Genomic DNA, 23,271 nt, shown 5'->3' on the forward strand with positions numbered 1-23,271 from the left:
GGGTGCGCGGGCGGCCGGAGCATGGCCCCTCGTGACGTCTCCGATCCCCCGGCGGTCCAGACTCGCCGCGCTGCTCCCCGATCTCTCGCCCTGGCGGTCATCGGCCGATTTCCGGCTGCTCTGGAGCCAGGGTCTGATCACCTACTTCGGCAGCTTCATGGCGCTGATCGCGCTGCCGCTCCAGATCAAGCACCTCACCGGCTCGCCGCTGGCCGTAGGCGCGATGGGCGCCGTGGAGCTGGTGCCGCTGGTCGTGTTCGGGCTGTACGGCGGGGCGCTGGCCGACGCGGCGGACCGCCGCAAGGTCATCCTGGGTACGGAGGCGGGGCTCGGGCTGCTCGCCATGATCCTGCTGGTGAACGCGCTGATGCCTGATCCGGCGCTCTGGCCGCTCTACGCGGTGGCCGCCGGGGTCGCCGCGCTGGCGGGACTGCAACGGCCCGCGCTGGACTCACTGATCGCCCGGATCGTGCCGCACGGCCAGCAGACCGCGGCGGCGGCGCTGAACTCGCTGCGCTGGCAGGTCGGCGCGATCGCGGGCCCGGCGCTGGCGGGGCTGGTGGTGGCCTGGGCCGGGCACGCCACGGCGTACGCCGTCACGGTCGTCACCTTCGCCGTCTCCGTCGTGCTCTGCCTGCGGCTCAGCCCGGCGCCGCCGGCCCATGACGCGCCCAAGCCGTCACTGCGCGGCATAGCCGAGGGCGCGCGGTACGCGTGGAGCAGGCCGGTGCTCCTGGGGACGTACGCGGTCGACATGGCGGCGATGTTCTTCGCCTTCCCGAACGCGGTCTTCCCCTTCCTGGCGGACGAGCTGGACGCGGAGTGGTCGCTCGGCCTGATGTACGCGGCGGGCTCGGTCGGCTCCCTGCTGCTGGGGCTGACCAGCGGCTGGACCTCGCGCGTACGCAGGCACGGACTGTTCGTGGTGTCCGGCGCGGCGGTCTGGGGCCTGGCGATCGCCGGGGCCGGCTGGTTCGGCGAGGTGTGGGCGGTACTCGTGTGCCTGGCGGTGGCGGGCGCGGGCGACATGCTCAGCGGCCTGGGCCGGGAGACGATCTGGAACCAGACCATTCCGGAGGAGCTGCGGGGCCGGCTGGCGGGCATCGAGGTGCTCTCGTACAGCGTCGGCCCGCAGCTCGGGCAGGTCAGGGCCGGTGCGATGGCGGGCTGGACGGGGACGCGCCCGGCGGTCTGGACCGGCGGGGTCGCGTGCGTCGCGTCGGTCGCCCTGCTGACGGCGGCGCTCCCGAAGCTCCTGTCGTACGACTCCGAGACGGACGAGGACGCGGCCAGACGCCGCGCGCGGCACCCGGACCCCTCCGGCGCCTGAGCAAGCGGCCGGGGGCCGCGGGTGCGGGGGGCGCGTCCGGTCAGTCGCCGGGGGTCCCTGGGGCCGGCTTGTCGTGCCACTTCGGATCGGTCTCCCACTCCAGGTTCCGTTCCTGGGCGGTCTCCATGGCGAGACGTGCCTCCTCCGGCGTCGTATAAGGGCCGAACCGGTCCTTGGCCGGGCACTCGGGGCCTTCCTCGACCTTCTTGTGCTCCAGGCAGTAGTACCACTCGCCCGGCTTGCCGGCCGTGCGCTTCTTGAACAGGGCCATCCCATTTCCTTTCCTCACGGACATGCTGCCCGCGGACCGCTGGTTAGACTCGCTGGCATGTCTGGCCAGTCGCTGCTCGTACCAGGGGAGATCACTCCCATTCGTTCCGTCCCCGGAAACATCCGGCGCCCCGAGTATGTGGGCAGGCCGGCTCCGGCGCCCTACACCGGGCCCGAGATCCAGGACGCCGAGACCGTCGAACGGATGCGGATCGCGGGCCGTATCGCCGCCCGGGCGATGGAGGAGGCCGCGAAGCACATCGCTCCGGGCGTCACCACCGACGAGCTCGACCGGGTCGCCCACGACTTCATGGTGGATCACGGCGCGTACCCCTCGACGCTCGGTTACCGGGGCTTCCCCAAGTCGCTCTGCTCCTCGCTCAACGAGGTCATCTGTCACGGCATCCCGGACTCCACCGTGCTGCGCGACGGCGACATCGTGAACCTCGACGTCACCGCGTACATCAACGGGGTGCACGGCGACAACAACGCCACGTATCTGTGCGGGGATGTCGACGAGGAGTCGCGGCTGCTCGTCGAGCGCACCCGGGAGGCACTGAACCGGGCCATCAAGGCGGTCCGGCCGGGGCGGCAGATCAACGTGATCGGCCGGGTCATCGAGTCGTACGCGAAGCGCTTCGGTTACGGGGTGGTGCGGGACTTCACCGGGCACGGGATCAACTCCTCGTTCCACTCCGGTCTCATCGTCCCCCACTACGACAGCCCGCACGCCACCACGGTGATGCAGCCCGGGATGACGTTCACGATCGAGCCGATGCTGACGCTGGGCACCCATGAGCACGACATGTGGGACGACGGCTGGACCGTGGTGACCAAGGACCGCAAGCGGAGCGCGCAGTTCGAGCACACGCTCGTGGTGACCGACACCGGGGCGGAGATCCTTACTCTTCCGTAGTCCTCCACGCCGATCCGCACGGCCTCGCACCAGCAGCACACCGAGGCCGAGACATCGACGTTCATGGGTGATCTGCTCGGCGGACGCCTGGGGGTCGACGCCTGCACGCGCTGCACCGAGCAGCTGTGGTTCGTCTACCGGGCACTGGAGGACGGTGCCGAGCTCCTGCGGAACGACCCGGGCGCGTTCAAGCGGGGTCACCGTGGGCTCCTGGACGCGGTGAACGCCGACGACTTGGAGAAGCAGCGGATCATCGACGAGTGCAGGCGCGCCTTCGCGCTGAACACCGCCGTCTTCAGGGAGCTGGGCGAGGCGTCCCCGCTCAGCGCGTGACGCGCCCGGCCGGTCTCACGCACCGGCCAGGACGGGGTTCCTCAGAAGGACCCGGCCCCCGACCTCCACCGTGCCGTCCGGCGCGGGGGCCGCGAGGATCTGGGAGCCGCGCCCCTGCCGGATGTTCAGGGCGCGGCCGAGCGCGGAGCTGAGCAGCAGAGCCGCCGCGCCGGTCGCCTCGTCCTCCGCGATCCCGTCGCCCCTGCGGGGGAAGGCACGGGCCCTGACGCGCCCCGCGGCCTCGTCCTCCCAGGCCCACACGTATAGCCACCCCTCGCCGGGCGGCGGTCCCGTCAGCGCCTCGACCTGGGCCGCGGAGGCGTATCGCTCCAGCGTCCTGGGCGGCACCCACTCGGGGCGGGCGCTGATCCAGGTGAACTCCCCGTCCTGGCGGGCGAACACGTCTCCCACCGGCAGTTCCAGGACCTCCAGGTCGAGCAGCCAGGCCGTGCCGACGAGCGGGTGCCCGGCGAACGGCAGCCGCGTACCGGGGGTGTAGATGTCGACACGTCCGCGCTCCGGGTCGTCCACGAACACGGTCTCGCTGAACCCGAGCGTGCGCGCCAGCTTTTGGCGGGACGCCTCGTCGGGGTAGGCCGCCCCCTCGCGTACGACCCCGAGCGCGTTGCCGTGCCTGCCGTCCGGGCCGCAGAACACACGCAGTACGTCGATGCCGCCGGGTACGCCGATGTCGTTCACGAGCGCATTCAAGCACCGTACGGACTCCCCCGGCGCGCCAGGGCTCGCGGTATCCGGTCCCCCGCCCGCGGCCTTCCCCGTCCCGGTAGGGTTCGGACCGTCAGTGCGGGCCACGGATCAGAAGGCGCAGAAGGCAACGGATGACAAGGCTGGGGCGACTGGCGGCGGGGCTCGCGACGGCGGTGGCGCTGAGCGTGACGGCGAGCGGCTGCGTGACGGTGCACGGCGAGCTGGAAGTCGTGCCGGGAGCGACGGAGTCCGAGGCCGCGCGGGCGCTGGAGGAGTTCACCACCGCCTACAACGAGGCGGACAAGGCGTACGATCCGGCGCTCGACGCGGACCGGGTGACCGGGTCGCTCGGCGCGATCAACCAGGCGGGCCTCAGGGCGCGGCAGAAGAACAGTCCGGACGGCAACGCGTCCCACCGGCCGCTGGAGCTGACCGACGCGTCGTTCACCATCCCGCTGAAGGCCGGCTGGCCGCGGTGGTTCGTCGCGGACACCGACTCCAACCGCGACCAGGACACCGGGAAGCTGGACACCCGCTGGCTGCTGGCCTTCGTGAAAACCGGTCCTGACGCACTGTGGAAGGCCGCCTATCTGGCGGTCGTCACCCCCGCCCAGCTCCCCCGCTTCCGGCTGGACGGCGACGGCCGGGCGGAGCCGGTGGACTCCTCAGCCGGTCAACTGGCCGTGGCCCCGGCCGAGTTGGGAACCGCGTACACCGGGTATCTGAAGGACGGCACGCCGGATGTGTTCGCTCCGGGACCCGCTACGTCGGCCTGGCGGGACGCGCGCAGGAACACACGCGTGGCCGGGTTCTCCTACCAGTACGCCGACCAGCCCCTGGACGGGGGGACCTTCGCGCCGCTCGGCCTGACGACGCAGGACGGCGGGGCGCTGGTCTTCTTCAGCAGCAGGCACTTCGAGCGGCAGACGGCGGCCCGGGGCCTGCGGCCCCCGGTCAACCCGGACGTCCAGGCGCTGCTGACGGGCGAGGTGAAGAGCTCCCTCACCAAGGAGCGGGTCTCCAGCCAGCTCGTGTACGTCCCCGCGAAGCCGGGTGGCCGGGTGCGCGTGCTGAACCGCCTGCCCGGCCTCACGGCCGCGCGGGGTTCGTGACCGCGGCGCGGTCAGCGGCTCAGCGGCCAGGCCACCGCATCGTGGTCGAGATCGCTCTGCTCGGCGGAGTCCGCGTACTGCGCGCACGCGTCGGTGAGCGTCTCCAGCAGGGTCAGCGGGTCGGGCAGCGGGTGCTCGGGTCCCCGCAGCCAGTGCACGTCCAGCTCACCGGGGAGCCGGGCGGGCGGCAGGAGCACGTAGCTGCCGCGGCAGTGCCAGCGCAGCCCGGGGTGCTCGTCCATGGTCTCGGGGTGGCAGTCGAGCTCACAGGGCCACCACTCGTCCTCGTCCTCCGGGGTGCCGCGGGTTGCGGCGAAGAAGAGCATCCGGTCCCGGCCCGACCTGGCGACGGGGCCCACCTCGATGTCCGCTGCGAGGAGCCGCTCCAGGGCTCCGGCGCCGGCGGTCACCGGGACGTCCAGGACGTCGTGGATCAAGCCCGTCGCGGTGATGAAGTTGGCCAGTGGCTGGCCTTCGGCCCACCGCTCGATCTGCGCGTGGTCGGTCGTCGACTGCGTCTGCCAGGCGAACGAGACCGGGTGGCGCGCGGGGGTGGGACATCCGATGCGGTCGCACGAGCACCGGTGGCCGTTCGGGTGCGCGGCGGGCGCGATCGGCATGCCCGCGTCGGCGACGGCGAGCAGCAGCGCGAGGCGGGCCGTGTCATCGGCTTCGGCCCGCTGCGGCTTGGGTCGTCGCCGCAGCCACTGGGAAATCCTGTTCTCTGTGCCGCGATAACGGCCGGAATCGGCGCCCATCTATCCCCTCACCTCAGCGTTGCCTCTCCATCGTCCCACCATCCTGCTCCCCGGGTGGCCAGAGTTCTCAAGCGGGCACGGGGGAAATGCGCCGAGGTGCGCGCTCGCACCTCCGATGTCATGACATTCCGGTTACCGGTCACCGGTCCGCCAGGAGGCCGCAAAGGGCGTGGTCGACCACCGAGTCGGCGTACGCGTGGGTCAGCGGGAGGGTCCGGAGCAGCCAGCGGTGGGTCAGAGGGGCGATCAGCAGCTCCACGGCGACCCGGGGGTCGATATCGGCACGCAACTGCCCGGCCTCCTGGGCGGCGCGCAGCCGTGTGACATACAACTGGACCTGAGGGGCGAGCAGCTTCTCGGCGAATTGGGCGCCCAGCTCCGGGTCGACGATCCCTTCGGCGGTGAGTGCGCGGGTCGGCCCCTCGAACACGGGATCGTTGAGTTCGTCGACGGTGGCCCGCAGGACGCGCTTGAGATCGGCCGCGAGATCCCCGGTGTCGGGCAGCCCTCGCGGCTCCCCGGCGGCCTCCGCCGCCCGCTCCGCGAGATCGGTGAACGCCTCCAGCAGCACGGCCGCCTTCGAGGGCCACCAGCGGTAGATGGTCTGCTTGCCGACCCCGGCGCGGGCGGCGATGCCCTCGATCGTGGTCCTGCCGTAGCCGGCCTCCGCGATCAGGGCCAGGGCGGCGTCGTGGATGGCGCGCCTGGAGCGGTCGCTGCGGCGGCTGGAGTCAGGTGCCTTCGAGGGTGCCATGTCCGCCAATCTAGCGCGGAATCAGCCGATACGTCTCGTCTCGCATCGATCGGGAGAGCCCTGCGCGAACCACCCGATCGGTCCACTGCGCAACGGCCGGGGACGGCGCACCATGAGCTCACGCGCCGATCGTGCGTCCCACCGTTCCGCAGCCCAGGCTGCCGTTCGAGAGGAGCCCGCATTGCCCATCCGCCGCCCGGCCGCCACCCCTGACGCAGGCGCTCCGCGCCACACCCCCAGCCGTCGGGCCACTCCTCGCCGCTATCTGATGTGCGCCCCCGACCACTTCCGGGTCACCTACTCCATCAACCCGTGGATGGACCCCTCCAAACCCGTCGACCTGGCGCTGGCCCGGACCCAGTGGGAGGACCTGCGCGACCGCTACCGCGCTCTCGGGCACACCGTCGAGCTGCTGACGCCCCGGCCCGATCTGCCCGACATGGTCTTCGCCGCCAACGGGGCCACCGTGATCGGCGGCCGTGTGCTGGGCGCCCTGTTCGCCTACCGGGAGCGGTACGCCGAGGCGGAGGCCCACCGGCACTGGTTCGGGGCGCACGGCTTCACGGAGATCCGGGAGCCGGAGCACGTCAACGAGGGCGAGGGCGACTTCGCGGTCACCTCCTCGTACCTCCTGGCGGGGCGCGGCTTCCGCTCCAGTCCGCTGTCGCACGGCGAGGCGCAGGAGTTCTTCGGGCGTCCGGTCATCGGCCTCGATCTGGTGGACCCGCGCTACTACCACCTGGACACGGCGCTGTGCGTCCTGGACGAAGCGGGCGACGAGGTCATGTACTACCCGGGGGCCTTCTCGGCCGGCAGCCGGTCCGTGCTGGCCAGGCTCTTCCCCCACGCGCTGGTCGCCCGGGAGCCTGACGCGGCGGCGCTCGGGCTCAACGCGGTCAGCGACGGCCTCCACGTCCTGCTGCCGCAGGCCGCCACGGGCCTCTTCGACCCGCTGCGCGAGCGGGGTTTCGATCCGGTGCCGATGGATCTGGGTGAACTGCTGAAGGGCGGCGGCAGCGTGAAGTGCTGCACCCAGGAGCTACGGCTGTGAGGTGCCGGGCGGCCAGGCGTCACCCCACGCGGTGTCCCTGGCCGCCCGGTACAGCTCACCGTGGCGCCTGGTGACGGTGGAGCGCCGGAGCGCCTCGTCGCGGGTGCAGAGTTCCAGGAGCACCTGCCCCTTGCGGATCTGCGGCCTGCGGGTGACGCGGGCGGCGGCCGGTGTCACCGGGAAACGCGTCGCCGCCAGGTAACTGAACTTCTCGTCCTCGTGGCTCAGGGTGCCGCCCTTCACCTGCCGGTGCAGCGAGGAGCGGCTGACCCGGGCGGAGAAGTGGCACCAGTCGGTGCCCGGCTCGACCGGGCAGGCGTCGTCGTGGGGGCAGGGCGCCGCGACGGTGAACCCGGCGGCGGTCAGCCGGGTGCGGGCCTCGATGACCCGCTCGTACCCGTCGGGGGTGCCGGGCTCCACGATCACCACGGCCTGCGCGGCGCCCGCCGCCGCGTCGAGCAGTTCGGCCCTGGCCCCGGGGGTGAGCTCCTTGAGCACGTAGGAGACGGTCACCAGGTCCGTCGGCGCGAGCTCCAGCGCGGCGCCGATCCTGGCCCGCTGCCACCGGGCGCCGCGCAGTCCTGGCAGGTCCGAGGCGGCGGCCAGTTCGCGGCCGAGTACCAGCGCGGGTTCGGCCCAGTCCAGGACGGTGGTGGCCGCCCCCTCCCAGGCTCCGGCGACCGCCCAGCTCGCCGCCCCCGTGCCGCCCCCGACGTCGGTGTGCGTGGCGGGCGCCCAGTGCGGGGCCGCGTCGCGCAGGGCTGCGAGCGCGGACCGTACCGCTTCGAAGGTCGCGGGCATGCGGTACGCGGCGTACGCGACGACGTCGGACCGGTCGCGCAGGACCGGCGCGTCGGTCGGGGTGGTGCCCCGGTAGCTGGCGATCAGCCGGTCGACGGCCTGGGTGGCCTGCTTGGGCGGCAGCCCGTCGAGCAGCGCGGCCAGGGCCGAGCGCAGGGCTTCCGCGGTGGGGGTGGTGGCGTTCACCGCCGAATTGTAGGCGCAGGGAGCGGGCCGGCCGCGGCCCGTACTCCGCACGGAACCTGCGGAGAACGGCTGCACGGCCGAACTGCTGTCCGTTTGGGGCCGGTTGCTACGCTGACCGCCGGGGTTCGGGGATCGCTCATCGGGGGGACCATGAGGCAGAGGATCGTGCGCCTGGCTCTGGCGGGCGGGGTGCTGGTCCTGGCCCTGCTGCTCCTCGTGGCCACCTGCGAGGGTGACAGCGGCGGCGGCACGGACTCCAGGCAGCCGGTGAAGCCGGTGAAGAAGAGCGCGGGCCCCTCGACGCGCCTCACCGTCCCGCCGGAGTACACCACGGCGCGCGGCTGGGAGATCGTCGGCGCGGCTCCGGAGTACGCGGTCTCCCGCCCGACGGGCCGGCTCGCCTTCCTGGTGACGGCCCCGGGGGACCGCTACCGGCTGCGGACCATCGACGCGGCGTCCGGGAAGCTCGCGTGGAGCGGCCCGGCCTGGCGCCCGCCGGACCCCTCGCACTTCCCGAAGCTGCTCGCCGTGGCCGCGGCGGACCGGCAGTACTTCGTGACCTGGGCGTACGGGACGGCCGGCGACGGCCTCTCCGCCACGGACACGTTCGTCTCCCTCGACGTGTACGACGCGGCCGACGGCGACCGGCGCCGTGTCGAGGTGCCGTGGAACGGCGCTCCGCAGGTCACGGCCACCGGTCCGGACATCCTGATCAGTGACGGCCGCGCGAACAGCGCGGTGGTCGACCCGGCCACCGGCGAGGTGTCCCGGGTGGCCGCCGAGGCGCTGGGGTACCCGAAGGGCTGTCCCTCCTGCAGGCAGCTCACGGAGGTGCGCGGCCAGAGCGCGCGGGGGCTGCTGGTGAGCGGAGCACGGGAGTTCTGGGTGCGGGGCGGCTGGTTCAGCCGGAACGTGGCCCCCAGGGGGACCGACCGGCGCAGCGGGGTGCCGACCTCCGTGGCGCCGGGGTGGGTGCTGGCGAGGTGGCAGCTGGCCAAGGGTGCGAGGCGGGCGGCGAGTCATGAGCTGTGGGCGGTGCACGACGTGACGACCGGGAAGCCGGTGGTCTCGGCGCAGTGCCACAAGCCCGCGATCGAGCCGGGGCGCCATCCCCAGGCCGTGGTGGCGGCGTCGGACGGCTACCTCGTGGCCGGGAACCTCGCCTTCGACCTGGGGGCGGCGAGGGGTTTCTGCCTGGAGGACGAGGAGGGTTCGGCCTCGGTGACGCTCGCGTCGGTGACGGACCGGGGGGTCGCCTACGGCGCGTCGAACGTGCGGGACGCCTCGGACGCCCTGGAGGGCGGCGGGGAACCGGTCGCGGTGGACCTCACGAGCGGTTCGCTCTCGCCGCTGTCACCGAACGTGCGCCTGCCGGGGGCGGAGACCGCGGGTGTCGGGCTGTTCGGCTGGACGGACCGCAGGGACCGGCCGCATCTGATCGGCTACCCCCGCGCCGGCTGAGCGGCCCGCCTGCGCCTCACAGACCTCCGGCGGTGCGGGTGCGCTGCCACGGCCTGCACAGCGCCAGGAAGCACACCATCGCGCCCAGCGCGCAGACCACCTGGACGACGGCCATCGGCACGGCCGTGTGCTCCCCCGCGATCCCGACGAGCGGCGAGGCGATCGCCCCGATCAGGAACGACGAGGTGCCGAGCAGCGCCGAGGCGGAACCGGCGGCGTGCCGCGTCCGCATCAGCGCCTGGGCGTTCGTGTTGGGCATCGCGAGGCCCATCGCCGACATCAGCACGAAGAGCCCGGCCGCCACCGGCACCAGGCCGACGTCGCCGAACACCCCCGAGGTCATCAGCAGGAGCGCGAGGGCCGCCAGCGAGATCACACCGAGTCCCAGGCCGAGCGCCTTGTCCAGGCTGACCCGGCCCACCAGTACCTTGCCGTTGATCTGGCCGACGGCGATCAGGCCGATCGAGTTGATGCCGAAGAGCAGGCTGAAGGTCTGCGGTGAGGCGCCGTAGATCTCCTGCACGACGAACGGCGAGGCGCTCACGTACGCGAAGAGCGCGGCGAAGGCGAGGCTGCCCGCGATCATGTAGCCGGTGAACACCCGGTCGGACAGCAGTCCGCGCATGGTGCGCAGCGCCTCGCCGACGCCGCCGGTGTGGCGTTCCTCCGGCGGCAGCGTCTCGTGCAGCCACTTCCACACGACCAGGGTGAGCACGACACCCACGCCGGTGAGGACGACGAAGACGCCCCGCCAGTCCGTGACCCTGAGCACCTGCCCGCCGATCACCGGGGCGATGACCGGCGCGACTCCGGAGATCAGCATCAGGGTGGAGAAGAACCTGGCCATCTCCACGCCGTCGTAGAGGTCGCGCACCACGGCCCGGGAGATCACGATGCCCGCGGCGCCCGCCAGACCCTGGAGGAGGCGGAAGGCGATGAGGAGCTCGGCGGTGGGCGCGAAGGCGCAGATCGCGGTGGCGACGACGTAGACGACCATGCCGAGGAGCAGCGGCCTGCGCCGGCCCCACCGGTCGCTCATCGGTCCGACGACGAGCTGTCCGAGTGCCATGCCGGCCAGGCAGGCGGTGAGCGTGAGCTGCACGGTCGAGGCCGGGGCGTGCAGGGCGTCGGTGACCTCCGGCAGCGCCGGAAGGTACATGTCCATGGAGAGGGGAGGCAGCGCGGTCAGTCCGCCGAGGACCAGCGTGACCAGGAGTCCGGTCCGCCGGGCGGCGGGGGTGGACCGGGCCGGGGCGGTGCCGGGTCCGGCGCCGGTCCCTGTCGGGGGTATGTGCTCTTTCTGGGCCCGGCTTCCGCCGCTGTCCGGCATTCTCATCTCCACATCGTTGAATCCGCATCTATGCTCTCAGCTCAACCACGGTGGTCGAAACCGTTTACCTATGGGGCGGACATGAGCAGGACTGTGCGATGGGGCATTCTCGCCACGGGCGGTATAGCCGCGCGATTCACCGAGGATCTCCTCGGGATGCCGGACGCGGAGGTGGTGGCGGTGGCCTCCCGTACGGACGCCTCCGCGAAGGCGTTCGCCGCCCGGTTCGGGATCGGGCGGGCGTACGGGAGCTGGGCGGAGCTCGTCGCGGACGAGGAGGTCGACGTGGTGTACGTGGCCACGCCGCACTCCGCGCACCGGGAGGCGGCCGGGCTCGCCCTCGAAGCCGGGAAGCACGTGCTGTGCGAGAAGGCGTTCACGCTCAACACCCGGGAGGCCGAGGAGCTCGTGGCGCTGGCCCGCAAGCGCGGGCTGTTCCTGATGGAGGCCATGTGGACGTACTGCAATCCCGTCATCCGGCGGATGACGGGGCTGGTGCGGGACGGCGCCATCGGTGAGATCCGCACGGTCCAGGCCGACTTCGGGTTCGCGGGCACCTTCGAGCCCGGCCACCGGCTGCTCGATCCCGCGCTCGGCGGCGGCGCGCTGCTGGACCTCGGCGTCTACCCGGTCGCCTTCGCCCAGCTGCTGCTCGGTGAGCCGGACCGGGTGCAGGCCGACGCGCTGCTCTCCCCCGAGGGCACCGACCTGAACACCGGGATGCTGCTGGGCTGGTCGGACGCGGGCGCGACCGCGCTGCTCGCCTGCTCGGTCGTCGGCGACCACCCGACGATCGCGTCGGTCACCGGGACGGCCGGGCGGATCGACTTCCCGCACGGCTTCTTCCACCCGGAGCGGTTCGTGCTGCACCGGGCGGGCCGGGACCCCGAGGAGTTCGACTCGGGCCCAGGACCGCAGGGCCTTTCGGGGATGCAGTTCGAGGCCGCCGAGGTGATGCGCGCGGTCCGGGCGGGCGAGACGGAGTCCCCGCTCGTACCGCTGGACGGCTCGCTCGCGGTGATGCGGACGCTCGACGCGGTACGCGCGCGCATCGGCGTCCGCTATCCGGCCGACGGTCAGGGCTGACACAGCGCCCGGGCCGTGCCGCCCTAGGCGGGCGTGAGGCCCGGGTTGCCCGCCTCGGTCACGAAGGAGGCCGCCGTCGTCACCGGGGCGCCGGGTGTCGTGACGGCGGCCACCGTGCGGAAGTCGGCGCGGGCCTCCTTCGTCCCGAGGGTGACGAGCGCGTAGCCGCGGCGGCCGTTGTAGAACTTCATGTGCGGGTTGGCCTGTGTCAGGTTGTTCCAGTTCGCGGGCCGCTCGGCGCCGTCCTTGCCGCTGCTGATGGACGTGGCGACGATCTCCGTACCGATGGTGCGGGAGGACGGGTCGTCGAAGTCCTTCTTCAGGTCGAGGCCGTAGCCCACGTGCACGTCACCGGTCAGCACCATCAGGTTGTCGACCCCGGCGGCCTCGGCGCCGTTCAGGATGCGCTGCCGGGAGGCCGGGTAGCCGTCCCACGAGTCCATGGACAGCTTGAAGGCGTCGGTCGGCACGTCACGGCGCTGGGCGAAGACGACCTGCTGCGGCACGACGTTCCAGCGGGCCCGCGAGGCGTGCCAGCCGTCGATCAGCCAGCGCTCCTGCCCGGCTCCCGTCATGGTGCGCGCCGGGTCCTCCGACTCCGGGCCCGGTACCTTCCAGCCGTCGCCGTACGCCTGGTCGCTGCGGTACTGGCGGGTGTCGAGGATGTCGAACTGGGCGAGGTCACCGAAGGTGAGACGGCGGTAGAGCCGCATGTCGGGGCCGGTCGGGCGCTGCGGGGCGCGCAGCGGCTGGTTCTCCCAGTACGCGCGGTAGGCGGCGGCCCTGCGGAGCAGGAACTCCTCCGGCGGGACGTTGTTCTCCGGCGTACCCCCGGCGTAGTTGTTCTCCGTCTCGTGGTCGTCCCAGGTGACGACGAAGGGGTGCGCGGCGTGGGCGGCCCGCAGGTCCGGGTCGGACTTGTACAGGGCGTACCGCAGCCGGTAGTCCTCCAGGGTGACGGTCTCGCGGTTGTAGTGGGCGGGGAGTGTGCGGTCGGTGTAGGCGCGGGCGCCGCCGGTCGCGTTCACCGCGTACTCGTACAGGTAGTCGCCGAGGTGGAAGACCACGTCGACGTCCTCCTCGGCGAGGTGCCGGTAAGCGGTGAAGTAGCCGTCGTGGTACGCCTGGCAGGAGACCGCGGCGATGCGCAGCGAGCTGGTGGCCGCGCCCGCCGCGGGGGCCGTACGGGTACGGCCGACCGGGCTGATCCAGCTGCCGGCGCGGAAGCGGTAGTACAGGACGCGGTCGGGGCCGAGGCCGTCGGCTTCCACGCGGACGCTGTGGCCGAACTCCGGGTGGGCGTCGGCCCATCCGCGACGGACGATACGGCTGAAGCGCTCGTCGCGGGCGATCTCCCAGCGGACCCGGACCCGGCCGGCCGGCATGCCGCTGTCCGGCTCGTAGGGGCGCGGGGCGAGTCTCGTCCAGAGCAGGACGGAGCCGGGCAGCGGGTCGCCCGAGGCGACGCCCAGCGTGAAGGGGTCCTCGGTGATCTGCCGGGGGTCGAGTTCGGCGGCGCTCGCGGCGCCCGCAGCGGGCAGGTTGACGGCGAAGGCCAGTGCGGCCGCGGCGCCGGTGACGGTGAGGAAACGGCGGCGGCCGAGGCCGGCGCCGAGGTGCTGGGCGGCGGCGCGGAACTCGGTCGAGTGGCCCTGCGTGCCGGCGATCTGTGCGGGTGTCATGTGCCCTCCCCTGACGGATGCTGTCAGGGGAATTGGAGTGCCGGACGACGACCCGCCGTTGTCGCGTGCACAACATCCCGATGGCGGGTCGATGAGCACCGCGTGCCAGGCGTCCCCACACCTCCCGTACGCTGCCGGGCCATGAACACTGAGCGGAGAATCGCTGTCGTCACGGGTGCGGGGTCGGGAATCGGGAAGGCCGTGGCCCTCGCCCTGGCCGGTGCGGGCTGGTCGGTGGCACTGGCCGGGCGGCGGCCCCTGCCGCTGGAGTCCACCGCGCGGGAGGCGGGGGCCGGGGACGTCCTGTGCGTCCCCACCGACGTGACCGACCCGGACGGGGTGGCCGCCCTCCTCGCCGCCGTGCGCGAGCGGTTCGGGCGGCTGGACCTGCTCTTCAACAACGCGGGCACGTTCGGCCCGGGCGCGGTCCCGGTCGAGGACATCGCGTACGAGGACTGGCGCGCGGTGGTGGACGTCAACCTGACGGGGGCGTTCCTGTGCGCGCAGGCGGCGTACCGGCAGATGAAGGAGCAGGACCCGCAGGGCGGCCGGATCATCAACAACGGTTCGATCTCCGCGCACGCGCCGCGTCCGCACTCGATCGCGTACACGGCGACGAAGCACGCCATGACGGGGCTGACGAAGTCGCTGTCCCTGGACGGACGTCCGTACCGGATCGCCTGCGGGCAGATCGACATCGGCAACGCGGCCACCGAGATGACGGAGCGGATGCGGACCGGCATCCTCCAGGCCCACGGCGAGCTGGCGGTGGAGCCGGTGATGGCGGCGGCGGACGTGGCCCGCACGGTGCTGCACATGGCGGAGCTGCCGCTGGAGGCGAACGTGCAGTTCGCGACGGTCCTGGCGACCACGATGCCGTACGTGGGCCGGGGGTAGCGGGTGTCCGTGAACTCCGGCCCCGCTGCGGGAATGCCGTCACCGCGACCGGGGTTGAGCTGCGACATGACTCAGCTCTCCGGTACTCCCGGGTCCTCCTCCGCCGTCCCCTCCGCCGGCGTGCTCCGGTACACCGCCTTCTCCGCCGACCCGGAGGGCGGCAACCCGGCGGGCGTCGTGCTGGACGCCTCGGGTCTCGACGACGCGGCGATGCTCGCCGTGGCCGCGGAGCTCGGCTACAGCGAGTCGGCCTTCCTCACCGAGGCGGACGGCCGGTCCTACACCGTCCGCTACTTCAGCCCGAAGGCCGAGGTGCCGTTCTGCGGTCACGCCACCGTCGCCACCGCGATCGCCCTCGCCGAACGTGACGGCCCCGGCGACCTGGTGTTCTCGACCCGGGCGGGTACGGTCCCGGTCACCGTCACCCGGACGGGTGACGAGCTGCGCGCCACCCTGACCAGTGTCGAGCCGCAGGTCACGGACGTCGCGCCGGACGATCTCGCGGAGGCCCTCGCGGCGCTGGACTGGCCGGCCGCCGGTCTGGACCCGGCCCTGGCGCCCCGTATCGCCTACGCGGGCGCCCGCCACCTGGTGCTGGGCGCCGCGACCCGCGAGCGGCTGGCCGACCTGGCGTACGACTTCGCGCGCCTCGAATCGTTCATGCACCGCCTCGGCCTGACGACCGTCCAGCTCGTGTGGCGCGAGGGCCCGGAGGTCTTCCACGTCCGCGACCCCTTCCCGGTCGGCGGGGTGGTCGAGGACCCGGCGACCGGCGCGGCGGCGGCGGCCTTCGGGGCGTACGCCCGTGAACTGGCGCTCGTCCCGGAGACCGCGGTCCTGACCCTGCACCAGGGCGCGGACATGGGCCGTCCCGGCACCCTGACCGTGGAACTGCGTGCCGGCGACAGCCGGGTCCGGGTGAGCGGCACGGGTACCCGGATCGGCTGACCGTACGCCGGGGCCGGCGGCGGGCACCGTGCCGCCCGCCGCGGGGCTCAGCTCACGTACACACCCGCCCGCGCGGCCGCCGCGGCGGCCGCGGCCGCCCGGTCGGCGGCGGCTGCGTCGAGTGCGCCCCCGCCGGTCAGCAGCCGGTAGTAGAGCGGCGCCGAGACGGCCCGGACCACCTCGCAGGCGTCCGTGCCCGCGGGCAGTTCGCCACGTGCGACCGCCGCGTCCACGCAGCCCGCCCACTCCCTCACGCGCACCTCGTAGAAGCGGTGCAGCGCCTCCGCGGTACGGACGTCGCAGGTCGCCGCCGCGATGACGGACGTGAAGAGGGGGCCCTGCCGGGGGTCGGTGAGCGTCCGCAGGACGAGGCGGGCGTTGGCCGCCAGGTCCGCGTCCAGCGAGCCGAGGTCCGTACGCGGTACGGACTGCTCGGCCATGTCCGCCAGCAGGTCGGCGACCAGACCGGCGGGCGTCGACCAGCGCCGGTACACGGTCGTCTTGCCGACCTCCGCCCGCCGCGCCACGTCGGCGAGGTCGAGCCCGCCGAAGCCGTGTTCGGCCAGGGCGTCACCCGCCGCCCGCAGGACCGCGTCCCGGACCCGCGCCGTACGCCCACCGGGCCGGACCATGCCCGTGGCCGGGACGTCGTCCGGCTCACCCTCAGCATCCATAACGGGTCTCCAGTTCCATTAGTTCGTCCGATCCTGCTACGGTGACCCCCATCTTAACGGAACCGAAGGTCCATTAAGATGTCCCGTCCCAGGAAAGGGCACCCATGTCCACACCCAGCACGGCACCCCTCGCACCCGTCCCAACGGCCGTGCATCCCAGCACCGGCCCGCGCATGACGGGACGGCAGAAGCTCGTCCTGACCCTCCTCCTCGGCGCCCAGTTCATGGTCGCCGTGGACTTCTCGATCCTGAACGTCGCCCTCCCGGCCGTCGGTGAGGGACTCGGCTTCTCCCTCTCCCACCTCCAGTGGATCGCCACCTCCTTCGCCCTCGCCGCGGCCGGATTCACCCTCCTGTTCGGCCGCGTCGCCGACCTCGTCGGCCGTAAGCGCCTGTTCATCGGCGGCATGGTCCTCCTCGGCCTCTCCTCCGCCCTCGGCGGCCTCGCCCGGACGCCGGAGGTCCTCCTCAGCGCCCGGGTGCTCCAGGGCCTCGCCACCGCGGCCGTCACTCCGGCCGGACTCGCGCTGCTCACCACCGCGTTCAAGGAGGGCCGGCTGCGCGAACGCGCGCTCGGACTCAACGGCGCCCTGATGTCCGCGGGGTTCACCGCGGGAGCGGTCCTCGGCGGAGTCCTCACCGATCTGCTCTCCTGGCGCTGGGCCTTCTTCATCAACGTGCCGGTCGCCGCGCTCGTCGTCGCCCTCGCCCCGTCCGTGATCACCGACTCGCGGCCCGCCGTCCGCCCGAAGCTCGACCTGCCCGGCGCCGCGACCGTCACCGGCGGACTGCTGCTGCTGGTGTACGGACTGACGCAGGCCGGCGAGTCCGGCTGGACCACCCCCACCACCCTCGCCGCCCTGCTCGCGGGCGGCGCGCTCCTCGTCGCCTTCTGGTTCGTCGAGAAGCGGGCGGCGGCGCCCCTGGTCCCCGTACACATCCTCAGGCGCCGCAGCGTCGTCTGGGGCAACACCACCGGACTGATCGCCTTCGTCACCGAGACCTCACTGGTCTTCCTCCTCACCCTCTACCTCCAGGAGGTCCTCGGCTACTCCCCGCTCGCCACCGGCCTCGCCTTCGGCGTGCTGGGGATCGGCACGGTGCTCGGCGGCACCCTCGGCGGCCGCGCGGTGGGCCGCTTCGGCAGCCGGCGCACCATCGCGTTCGGCGGTCTCGTCCAGGCCGCCGCCACCCTCTCCCTGGTGGCGCTCGGCACCTCGGGCGGCTGGATACAGCTCGTGCTGGCCGCCACGTTCATCGGCGGTGTCGGCAACATGCTGATGATCGTCGGTTTCATGGTCACCGCCACCTCGGGCCTCCCCGACGAGGAGCAGGGTCTCGCCACCGGGCTGGCGACCATGACGCAGCAGGTCGGCATCGCCCTGGGCATCCCCGTCATGAGCGCCGTCGTCACCGCCCGCATGGCAGGGGCGACCGGACCGGACGCGGTGCTGTCCGGCGTCTCGCTCGCCGTCCTGGTGAACTCCACCCTCGTCCTGGCCGGCGCGCTTGCCGCCTGGGTCTTCCTGGGACGGCGCGAGGAGCGGAGCCCGGCCGGGTGAGCCGTCTCCCGTCCGGCGGGGACGCGCCCGCGTGGGAGCCGGGGCGCGGGGCGTGCCACGGCAGGATACGGACATGGCGCAGCCGCTGACCGTTCCGAGCATGACCGCGGGCCCCGACTTCGTCCTGCGTCCCTGGGAGCTGAGCGACCTCCCGCTGGTACGGGAGGCCGCGGCGGACGAGTACATCCCGCTGGTCACCACCGTCCCGACGCCGTACTCGAACGCGGCCGCCGAAGCCTTCGTACGCGGCCAGTGGGAGCGGGCGGCCACCGGTGCGGGATACCCCTTCGTGGTCGCCCGGACCCGAGACCGGCGGCCGGTCGGCTCGATCGGCCTGTGGCTGAGGGACCTGCCCGAGGGCCGCGCCTCGATCGGCTACTGGCTGGTGGCCGGGGCCCGCGGGCGGAAAGTGGCCGGGGCGGCCCTCCGCACGGTCAGCACGTGGGCGCTGCACGATCTGCGCATCCCCCGCGTGCAGTTGCTCGTCGAACCGTGGAACACCCCGTCGGTGCGCACCGCCGAGGCGGCCGGCTTCCGGCGTGAGGGGCTGCTGCGGGGCTGGCAGCAGATCGGCGGCCGGCGCCGGGACATGCTGATGTACGCGGCCCTGAACGACGAACGGCTCGGCGGCGAGCGGGCGGTGACGGACAGGTGAACCGAAGGAGGCCGGATGACGGCCCGCAACCGCGTCTGGCTCGCCCGCCGCAACCTTCCCCTGCCGCTCGTCCCCGCCTATCCGGGCACCTGGACCCTGCTCACCGTGGCCAGGACCCGCTCGTGGAAGGGTCTGCGAGCGTGGGCGGGCGGCTTCGCCGAAGGGGTGCGGACCCGTGCGGCCCCCGCGTCCCGATGCGCCGGCGCACGGTCTGGCGCATGACGCTGCTGGGCCGCCCCCGGTGATCTGACCGTCCGGGAGCGACCACGCGAGAGGGGCGGCACGAACGCGCCGCCCCTCCGCCCTCCACGCCGTCACGCGTTCCCACGGACGGTCATTCGCTCACTTCAGCTTCTGGGCGAACAGCGGAACCACCTTGTCCAGCGCGTAGGAGACCGACAGGACGGAGTCGGTGGCGAACGCCTGGCTGATGCCCTGGTCGTCGAAGACCAGGGAGTGGCCCGCCTTCACGGCGGGGACGGCCTGGTACAGCGGGTCGTCACTGATGGAGGCGGCGGGGACGCCGATGGGCTCCATGACCACCAGGTCCGCGTCGAGGAGGTCGAGGTTCTCCTTGGAGACGGGCACGGTGAACGAGTCGCCGGCCTTGGCCTCGACGGCCGGGTTGTTCTCGAAGCCGAGGCGCTCGGCGAAGTCGACCCGCCCGGTGCCGCCGACGTAGGCGCCGTACCCCTCGGAGGTGCGGGAGCCGAGCGTGATGGTGCTGTCCTTGAACCCCGGGTTGGCCTTGACCGCGGCCGCGAACTTCTTCTCGGTCTCCGCGATCAGCTTCGCGCCCTTGTCCGGGACACCGAGGGCGGCGGCGACCATCTCGGTCTGCTTCTCCCACGAGATCATGTACTGGTCGCCGCCCTCGGGCACGCCCACGGTGGGGGCGATCTTGCTCAGGGTGTCGTGACGCGTCCGGTCGCCGCTGGACTTGGTGTCCAGGATCAGGTCGGGCCGCAGGGCCGCGATCTTCTCGTACTCGGGCTCCATCGTGCCGATGAGCTGCGGGCTCTTGTCGTACCTGTCCTTGGCCCACGGGCCGACGCCCTCGCCGCCGAAGGCCAGCCAGTCGCTGGCTCCGACCGGCTGCCCGCCGAGCGCGAGGACGGTCTCGGCGTCGCCCCAGCCGAGTGCGACGACGCGCTTGGGCTTCTCGTCGACGGTGACCTCGCCGAACTTCGTCGCGACCTTCGCGGGAAAGGCGCCTTCGGCCCCGTCCGAAGCGGTGGTGGAGCCGTCTGAGCCGTCAGGCGATCCGCAGGCGGAGAGGCCGAGGAGCAGGGTGGCGACCGCGGCGGCCATCAGGACGGGGGTGCGACGGGTACGGCGGGGACGAGAAGCGGAATCGTTCATGCTGCTTAGGCTAGCCTAACCAAATTGCTGCTCGTCGTCGGCCTCCGGACTCAGCCCTTCACATGGTGGCGGCCCAGCGGGACCACCATCGGAGTGCCCGAGGCCGGATCGGCCATCACCGTGCACCGCATCCCGAACACCTCGCCGACCAGCGTCTCCGTCACGATGTCTGAGGGACTGCCCTCCGCCACGATCCGGCCGTCCCGCATGGCGATCAGGTGGTCCGCGTAGCGGCAGGCCAGGTTGAGGTCGTGCAGGACGGCCACCATGGTGACGCCACGCTCCCGGTTGAGGTCGGTGAGCAGGTCGAGGACGTCGAGCTGGTGACTGGCGTCGAGGAAGGTCGTCGGCTCGTCAAGCAGCAGGATGTCCGTGCGCTGGGCCAGGGCCATGGCGATCCACACCCGCTGGCGCTGGCCGCCCGACAGCTCGTCCACGGGACGGTCGGCGAGTTCCAGCACGTCGGTGGAGAGGAGCGCCCGCGCGACCGCCTCGTCGTCCTCGGTGCTCCAGCGCCGGAACCATCCCTGATGCGGATACCGGCCGCGCCCCACCAGGTCGGAGACCGTGATGCCCTCCGGTGCGGAAGGGCTCTGCGGCAGGATGCCGAGCACGGCGGCGACCTCCCTCGTCGGCATCTCCTGGATGCTCCGCCCGTCCAGCAGCACCGCCCCGGCGGAGGGCGGCAGCAGCCGGGCCATCGCCCGCAGCAGCGTCGACTTGCCGCAGGCGTTCGGACCCACGATGACCGTCACCCGTCCCGGCGGGATGTCCACGCTCAGATCGGCGACGATCTCACGGTCGCCGTAGCCGAGCCGGAGGTCCCGCGCTCGAAGGGTGTGCTCAGCCTCAGCCACGACGGGGCCACGCCTTTCCTTGTCGTCGTTCCGGTACATCTCGTTCTCGCACGCCGGGCTCGCGTACGTCTCGTCCTCGGACGCCGGCACGTCAGCCCCCGCCGCCCAAGCGGTTGGCGCGGGCCAGGAGCAGCAGCAGATACGGGGCCCCGATGAGGCTCGTCACCACGCCCACCGGCAGCTGGACCGACGGCAGCGCGTGCTGCGCGGCGAAGTCGGCGACCAGCACCAGCAACGCCCCGGTCAGCGCCGCGTGCCCGAGTGCGGCGCCCCGGCCGGGCACCAGGCGGCGGGCGATCGGCGCGGACACGAAGGCGACGAAGCCGACGGGTCCGGCCGCCGCCGTGGCGACCCCCGCCAGGGCCGTCGCGCAGCCGAGCAGGGCCAGCCGGCTGGGCTCGACGCGGGTCCCGAGACCGGCTGCCGCGTCGTCCCCAGCTGAAGGGGGCCCAGCGCGCGGGCGGCCAGGACGGTCAGGGGCACGAGGACGGCGAGGGCGGCCAGCAGGGGCCACACCTGTTTCCAGGAACGGCCGTTGAGGCTGCCCGTCAGCCACAGGAAGGCTTGCTGGGCGTCGGCGGCGCCGGAGCGGGCCATCACGTACCAGACCACACTGGTAAGCCCGGTGCCCAGGCCCACACCGATCAGGACGAGCCGCTGGCCCGCGACGCCCTGGCGCCGGGCGAGGAGGTAGATGGCCGCGCCGGCACCGATCGAACCGGCCAGGGCGCTCGCGGAGAGCGCGAGGCCGCTGACCTGGAAGAGCAGTGCGGCGGTGACGGCCACGGCGCTCGCCCCGGCGCTGATGCCGATGACGTCGGGGCTGGCCAGCGGGTTGCGCAGCAAGGACTGGAAGACGGCGCCGGACAGCCCGAAACCGGCCCCGACGAGGATCGCGAGCAGGGCGCGGGGCAGCCGCAGTTCCAGCACGACGAAGCGCGAGCCGCCGTCGCCGCCACCGGACAGGGTCTCCACGACCGTGCTCAGCGGCATCACCATGTCGCCGACGCTGAGCGAGAGGGCGAACACGGCGGCCACGCAGACCGCCAGGGCGCAGGCCACCAGTACCGAACGGCGACGCCCCCGTCCGCGTACCCGCTGGACCGTGCGGACGGCGTCGGCCAGGCGGGCGCCGGTCGCCCCGGCGAGCGCGCTCCCGGTCACAGTTCCACCAGCTTTCTGCGCCGGACGAGCCAGATGAAGGGGACGCAGCCGATCGCGGCGGTCACGACCCCCACCTGCACCTCGCCGGGGGGCGCGACGACCCGGCCGACGATGTCGGCGACCAGGAGGAGGACCGGGGCGAGCACCATGCTGTACGGGAGGACCCACCGGTAGTCGGGGCCGGTGATGAGCCGGGCGGCGTGCGGTACGACCAGTCCGACGAACCCGATCGGCCCGGCGACGACGGTCGCGGCGCCGCAGAGCAGGACCACGGCGAGGGCGGCCACCAGCCGGGCGATTCCCACCCGCTGGCCGAGGCCGCGCGCCAGGTCGTCGCCGAGGGAGAGCGCGTTGAGCTGCGGGCCGATGAGGAGGGCGAGGAGGACGCCCGCCGCGACGAACGGGGCGGCCTGCCAGAGCACTTCGGTGTCCCGGGCGTTCAGCGCGCCGAGCTGCCAGAACCGGAACCGGTCGTAGGTCTCCCGGTCCTGGAGCAGGACGGCGCTGGTCGCGGAGGTGAGTACGGCGCTGGTCGCCGCGCCCGCCAGCGCGAGCTTCACCGGGGTCGCGCCCTCGCGGCCGAGCGAGCCCACCCCGTACACCAGCAGGGCGGCGAGCAGCGCGCCGAGGAAACCGAACCAGATGTACTGCGTGGCGACCGTGAGTCCGAAGACGCTGATCGAGCAGACCACGGCCACCGACGCGCCCGCGTTGACGCCGAGGAGCTGGGGGTCGGCGAGCGGGTTGCGCGCCACCCCCTGCATCACCGTGCCGGCGAGTCCCAGCGCCACACCGGCCAGCAGCCCGGCCACGGTACGGGGGACGCGGACCTCCTGGACGATGAGCTGGCCCTTGACACCGGGATCCGGATCGAGGACGCCGCGCACCACGTCGTGGAAGGCGATGTCCCCGGAGCCGACGGCGAGGCTCGCCGTCACGGCCAGCAGGAGCAAGGCCACGGCGGCGAGGAGACCCGAGACGAGGACGGGACGGCTGCGCCCGCCGCGCGGCCGCGGCGTTCCCGCGGCGGCGGACTTCGGCGCCTCTGCGCCCCGGACGGCAGGGCCGCTCACAGCCCGGTCACCCGGGCGGCAGGCATGCGGTCGTGCACTGTTCCCCATCCTCGCTCGTCGCCCCCGGGACATGGCGCACACCGGAGCATAAGTAAGGGAACCCTAACAGCGCCGGCCCCACGCCCCTCCTGTGCGCCCCCACCAGGCACGGAGAACCCCTCGCCGAACGGCGCCCGCAGCCACCGCCGTACGGAGCCGGCCTTGTCGTGGAGACCGGCGAGGACTACACCCGGGCGCCGCCCGCACCGGCGGGGAGCCAGGTCTGAGACGTTCACCCGCTTCGGCAGCCCGCCGCCTAGGC

22 protein-coding genes and 2 pseudogenes are annotated in these 23,271 nt (G+C 72.9%); 12 read left to right on the forward strand and 12 right to left on the reverse strand.

All coding sequences use genetic code 11. The annotated features are described in order from the left end of the window. Positions 1-31: 31 nt before the first annotated feature. Positions 32-1,330, forward strand: coding sequence for an MFS transporter (locus tag Sfulv_RS07355; protein ID WP_173312944.1), 1,299 nt, complete (start codon positions 32-34; stop codon positions 1,328-1,330). A gap of 40 nt (positions 1,331-1,370) precedes the next feature. Here Sfulv_RS07355 and Sfulv_RS07360 read toward each other — a convergent pair whose 3' ends face one another. Next, the gene (locus Sfulv_RS07360; RefSeq protein ID WP_173312945.1) at positions 1,371-1,601 is read right to left on the reverse strand and encodes a hypothetical protein; all 231 of its coding nucleotides are present in this window, start codon (positions 1,599-1,601) and stop codon (positions 1,371-1,373) included. Positions 1,602-1,658: 57 nt separating this feature from the next. Between Sfulv_RS07360 and map the strand changes: the two genes are divergently transcribed. After that, the gene (gene map / locus Sfulv_RS07365; RefSeq protein ID WP_173312946.1) at positions 1,659-2,516 is read left to right on the forward strand and encodes a type I methionyl aminopeptidase; all 858 of its coding nucleotides are present in this window, start codon (positions 1,659-1,661) and stop codon (positions 2,514-2,516) included. A 12-nt stretch (positions 2,517-2,528) separates the two neighbouring features. After that, entirely contained in the window at positions 2,529-2,849 is a 321-nt protein-coding gene (locus tag Sfulv_RS07370) for a biliverdin-producing heme oxygenase (RefSeq protein ID WP_256669235.1), read from the forward strand. Between the two features lie 15 nt (positions 2,850-2,864). Here Sfulv_RS07370 and Sfulv_RS07375 read toward each other — a convergent pair whose 3' ends face one another. Beyond that, complete coding sequence (locus tag Sfulv_RS07375) at positions 2,865-3,548, reverse strand: PhzF family phenazine biosynthesis protein (RefSeq protein ID WP_173312947.1); 684 nt, start codon at positions 3,546-3,548, stop codon at positions 2,865-2,867. Between the two features lie 140 nt (positions 3,549-3,688). On the opposite strand from Sfulv_RS07375, the gene Sfulv_RS07380 reads away from it, so the two are divergent. Further along, positions 3,689-4,669 carry an SCO2278 family lipoprotein gene (locus Sfulv_RS07380; protein WP_173312948.1) on the forward strand — a complete coding sequence of 327 codons (981 nt, stop codon included), beginning with the start codon at positions 3,689-3,691 and terminating at the stop codon, positions 4,667-4,669. 11 nt (positions 4,670-4,680) lie between these two features. Here Sfulv_RS07380 and Sfulv_RS07385 read toward each other — a convergent pair whose 3' ends face one another. Next, positions 4,681-5,427: a bifunctional DNA primase/polymerase gene (locus Sfulv_RS07385; RefSeq protein WP_173312949.1), complete on the reverse strand. Its 747-nt coding sequence runs from the start codon at positions 5,425-5,427 to the stop codon at positions 4,681-4,683. A gap of 139 nt (positions 5,428-5,566) precedes the next feature. Further along, positions 5,567-6,181, reverse strand: coding sequence for a TetR/AcrR family transcriptional regulator (locus Sfulv_RS07390; protein ID WP_173312950.1), 615 nt, complete (start codon positions 6,179-6,181; stop codon positions 5,567-5,569). A gap of 181 nt (positions 6,182-6,362) precedes the next feature. Between Sfulv_RS07390 and ddaH the strand changes: the two genes are divergently transcribed. Further along, a complete protein-coding gene (gene ddaH / locus Sfulv_RS07395) occupies positions 6,363-7,232 on the forward strand; it encodes a dimethylargininase (RefSeq protein ID WP_344571351.1) in 870 nt (289 codons plus the stop codon). On the opposite strand, the gene Sfulv_RS07400 is transcribed toward ddaH, so the two are convergent. Continuing rightward, positions 7,221-8,219 (reverse strand): small ribosomal subunit Rsm22 family protein, encoded by a 999-nt coding sequence (locus tag Sfulv_RS07400; RefSeq protein WP_173312951.1) that lies wholly within the window; start codon positions 8,217-8,219, stop codon positions 7,221-7,223. The two genes, ddaH and Sfulv_RS07400, sit on opposite strands and share 12 nt — an antisense overlap. Before the next feature lie 150 nt (positions 8,220-8,369). Between Sfulv_RS07400 and Sfulv_RS07405 the strand changes: the two genes are divergently transcribed. Next, positions 8,370-9,680: a hypothetical protein gene (locus Sfulv_RS07405; protein WP_173312952.1), complete on the forward strand. Its 1,311-nt coding sequence runs from the start codon at positions 8,370-8,372 to the stop codon at positions 9,678-9,680. A gap of 16 nt (positions 9,681-9,696) precedes the next feature. On the opposite strand, the gene Sfulv_RS07410 is transcribed toward Sfulv_RS07405, so the two are convergent. Then, complete coding sequence (locus tag Sfulv_RS07410; RefSeq protein ID WP_173317657.1) at positions 9,697-11,010, reverse strand: multidrug effflux MFS transporter; 1,314 nt, start codon at positions 11,008-11,010, stop codon at positions 9,697-9,699. A gap of 81 nt (positions 11,011-11,091) precedes the next feature. On the opposite strand from Sfulv_RS07410, the gene Sfulv_RS07415 reads away from it, so the two are divergent. Then, positions 11,092-12,096: a Gfo/Idh/MocA family protein gene (locus Sfulv_RS07415; RefSeq protein WP_173312953.1), complete on the forward strand. Its 1,005-nt coding sequence runs from the start codon at positions 11,092-11,094 to the stop codon at positions 12,094-12,096. Positions 12,097-12,119: 23 nt separating this feature from the next. Here the strand turns inward: Sfulv_RS07415 and Sfulv_RS07420 are convergent, their stop codons facing one another. Further along, a complete protein-coding gene (locus Sfulv_RS07420) occupies positions 12,120-13,778 on the reverse strand; it encodes an alkaline phosphatase D family protein (protein ID WP_173312954.1) in 1,659 nt (552 codons plus the stop codon). 141 nt (positions 13,779-13,919) lie between these two features. Here Sfulv_RS07420 and Sfulv_RS07425 point away from each other — a divergent pair, with 141 nt between their 5' ends. After that, positions 13,920-14,675, forward strand: a complete 756-nt coding sequence (locus Sfulv_RS07425) for an SDR family oxidoreductase (protein ID WP_173312955.1) — start codon at positions 13,920-13,922, stop codon at positions 14,673-14,675. Positions 14,676-14,741: 66 nt separating this feature from the next. Continuing rightward, on the forward strand, positions 14,742-15,623 hold the full coding sequence (locus tag Sfulv_RS07430) for a PhzF family phenazine biosynthesis protein (protein WP_246353045.1): 882 nt from the start codon (positions 14,742-14,744) through the stop codon (positions 15,621-15,623). Positions 15,624-15,670: 47 nt separating this feature from the next. Here Sfulv_RS07430 and Sfulv_RS07435 read toward each other — a convergent pair whose 3' ends face one another. Then, entirely contained in the window at positions 15,671-16,297 is a 627-nt protein-coding gene (locus Sfulv_RS07435; protein WP_173312957.1) for a TetR/AcrR family transcriptional regulator, read from the reverse strand. Positions 16,298-16,401: 104 nt separating this feature from the next. On the opposite strand from Sfulv_RS07435, the gene Sfulv_RS07440 reads away from it, so the two are divergent. The 3 genes and pseudogenes from Sfulv_RS07440 to Sfulv_RS07450 form a co-directional block, all read left to right on the forward strand. Beyond that, positions 16,402-17,859 (forward strand): MFS transporter, encoded by a 1,458-nt coding sequence (locus tag Sfulv_RS07440; RefSeq protein ID WP_173312958.1) that lies wholly within the window; start codon positions 16,402-16,404, stop codon positions 17,857-17,859. 73 nt (positions 17,860-17,932) lie between these two features. Beyond that, a complete protein-coding gene (locus Sfulv_RS07445) occupies positions 17,933-18,514 on the forward strand; it encodes a GNAT family N-acetyltransferase (RefSeq protein WP_173312959.1) in 582 nt (193 codons plus the stop codon). A 12-nt stretch (positions 18,515-18,526) separates the two neighbouring features. Then, positions 18,527-18,759, forward strand: a pseudogene (locus tag Sfulv_RS07450) (glycosyltransferase family 2 protein); the annotation flags it as partial. A 97-nt stretch (positions 18,760-18,856) separates the two neighbouring features. Here the strand turns inward: Sfulv_RS07450 and Sfulv_RS07455 are convergent. The 4 genes and pseudogenes from Sfulv_RS07455 to Sfulv_RS07470 form a co-directional block, all read right to left on the reverse strand. Beyond that, positions 18,857-19,876 (reverse strand): iron-siderophore ABC transporter substrate-binding protein, encoded by a 1,020-nt coding sequence (locus Sfulv_RS07455; protein WP_173312960.1) that lies wholly within the window; start codon positions 19,874-19,876, stop codon positions 18,857-18,859. A gap of 50 nt (positions 19,877-19,926) precedes the next feature. Then, positions 19,927-20,772 carry an ABC transporter ATP-binding protein gene (locus tag Sfulv_RS07460; RefSeq protein ID WP_173317659.1) on the reverse strand — a complete coding sequence of 282 codons (846 nt, stop codon included), beginning with the start codon at positions 20,770-20,772 and terminating at the stop codon, positions 19,927-19,929. A gap of 52 nt (positions 20,773-20,824) precedes the next feature. Beyond that, positions 20,825-21,897 (reverse strand): annotated as a pseudogene (locus tag Sfulv_RS07465) (FecCD family ABC transporter permease). Then, entirely contained in the window at positions 21,894-22,970 is a 1,077-nt protein-coding gene (locus Sfulv_RS07470; protein ID WP_256668822.1) for a FecCD family ABC transporter permease, read from the reverse strand. The pseudogene Sfulv_RS07465 and the gene Sfulv_RS07470 overlap by 4 nt, the downstream one beginning before the upstream one ends. Positions 22,971-23,271 lie beyond the last annotated feature (301 nt).

The sequence above is a fragment of the Streptomyces fulvorobeus genome, assembly GCF_013167895.1.
Classification (GTDB): Bacteria; Actinomycetota; Actinomycetes; order Streptomycetales; family Streptomycetaceae; genus Streptomyces; species Streptomyces fulvorobeus.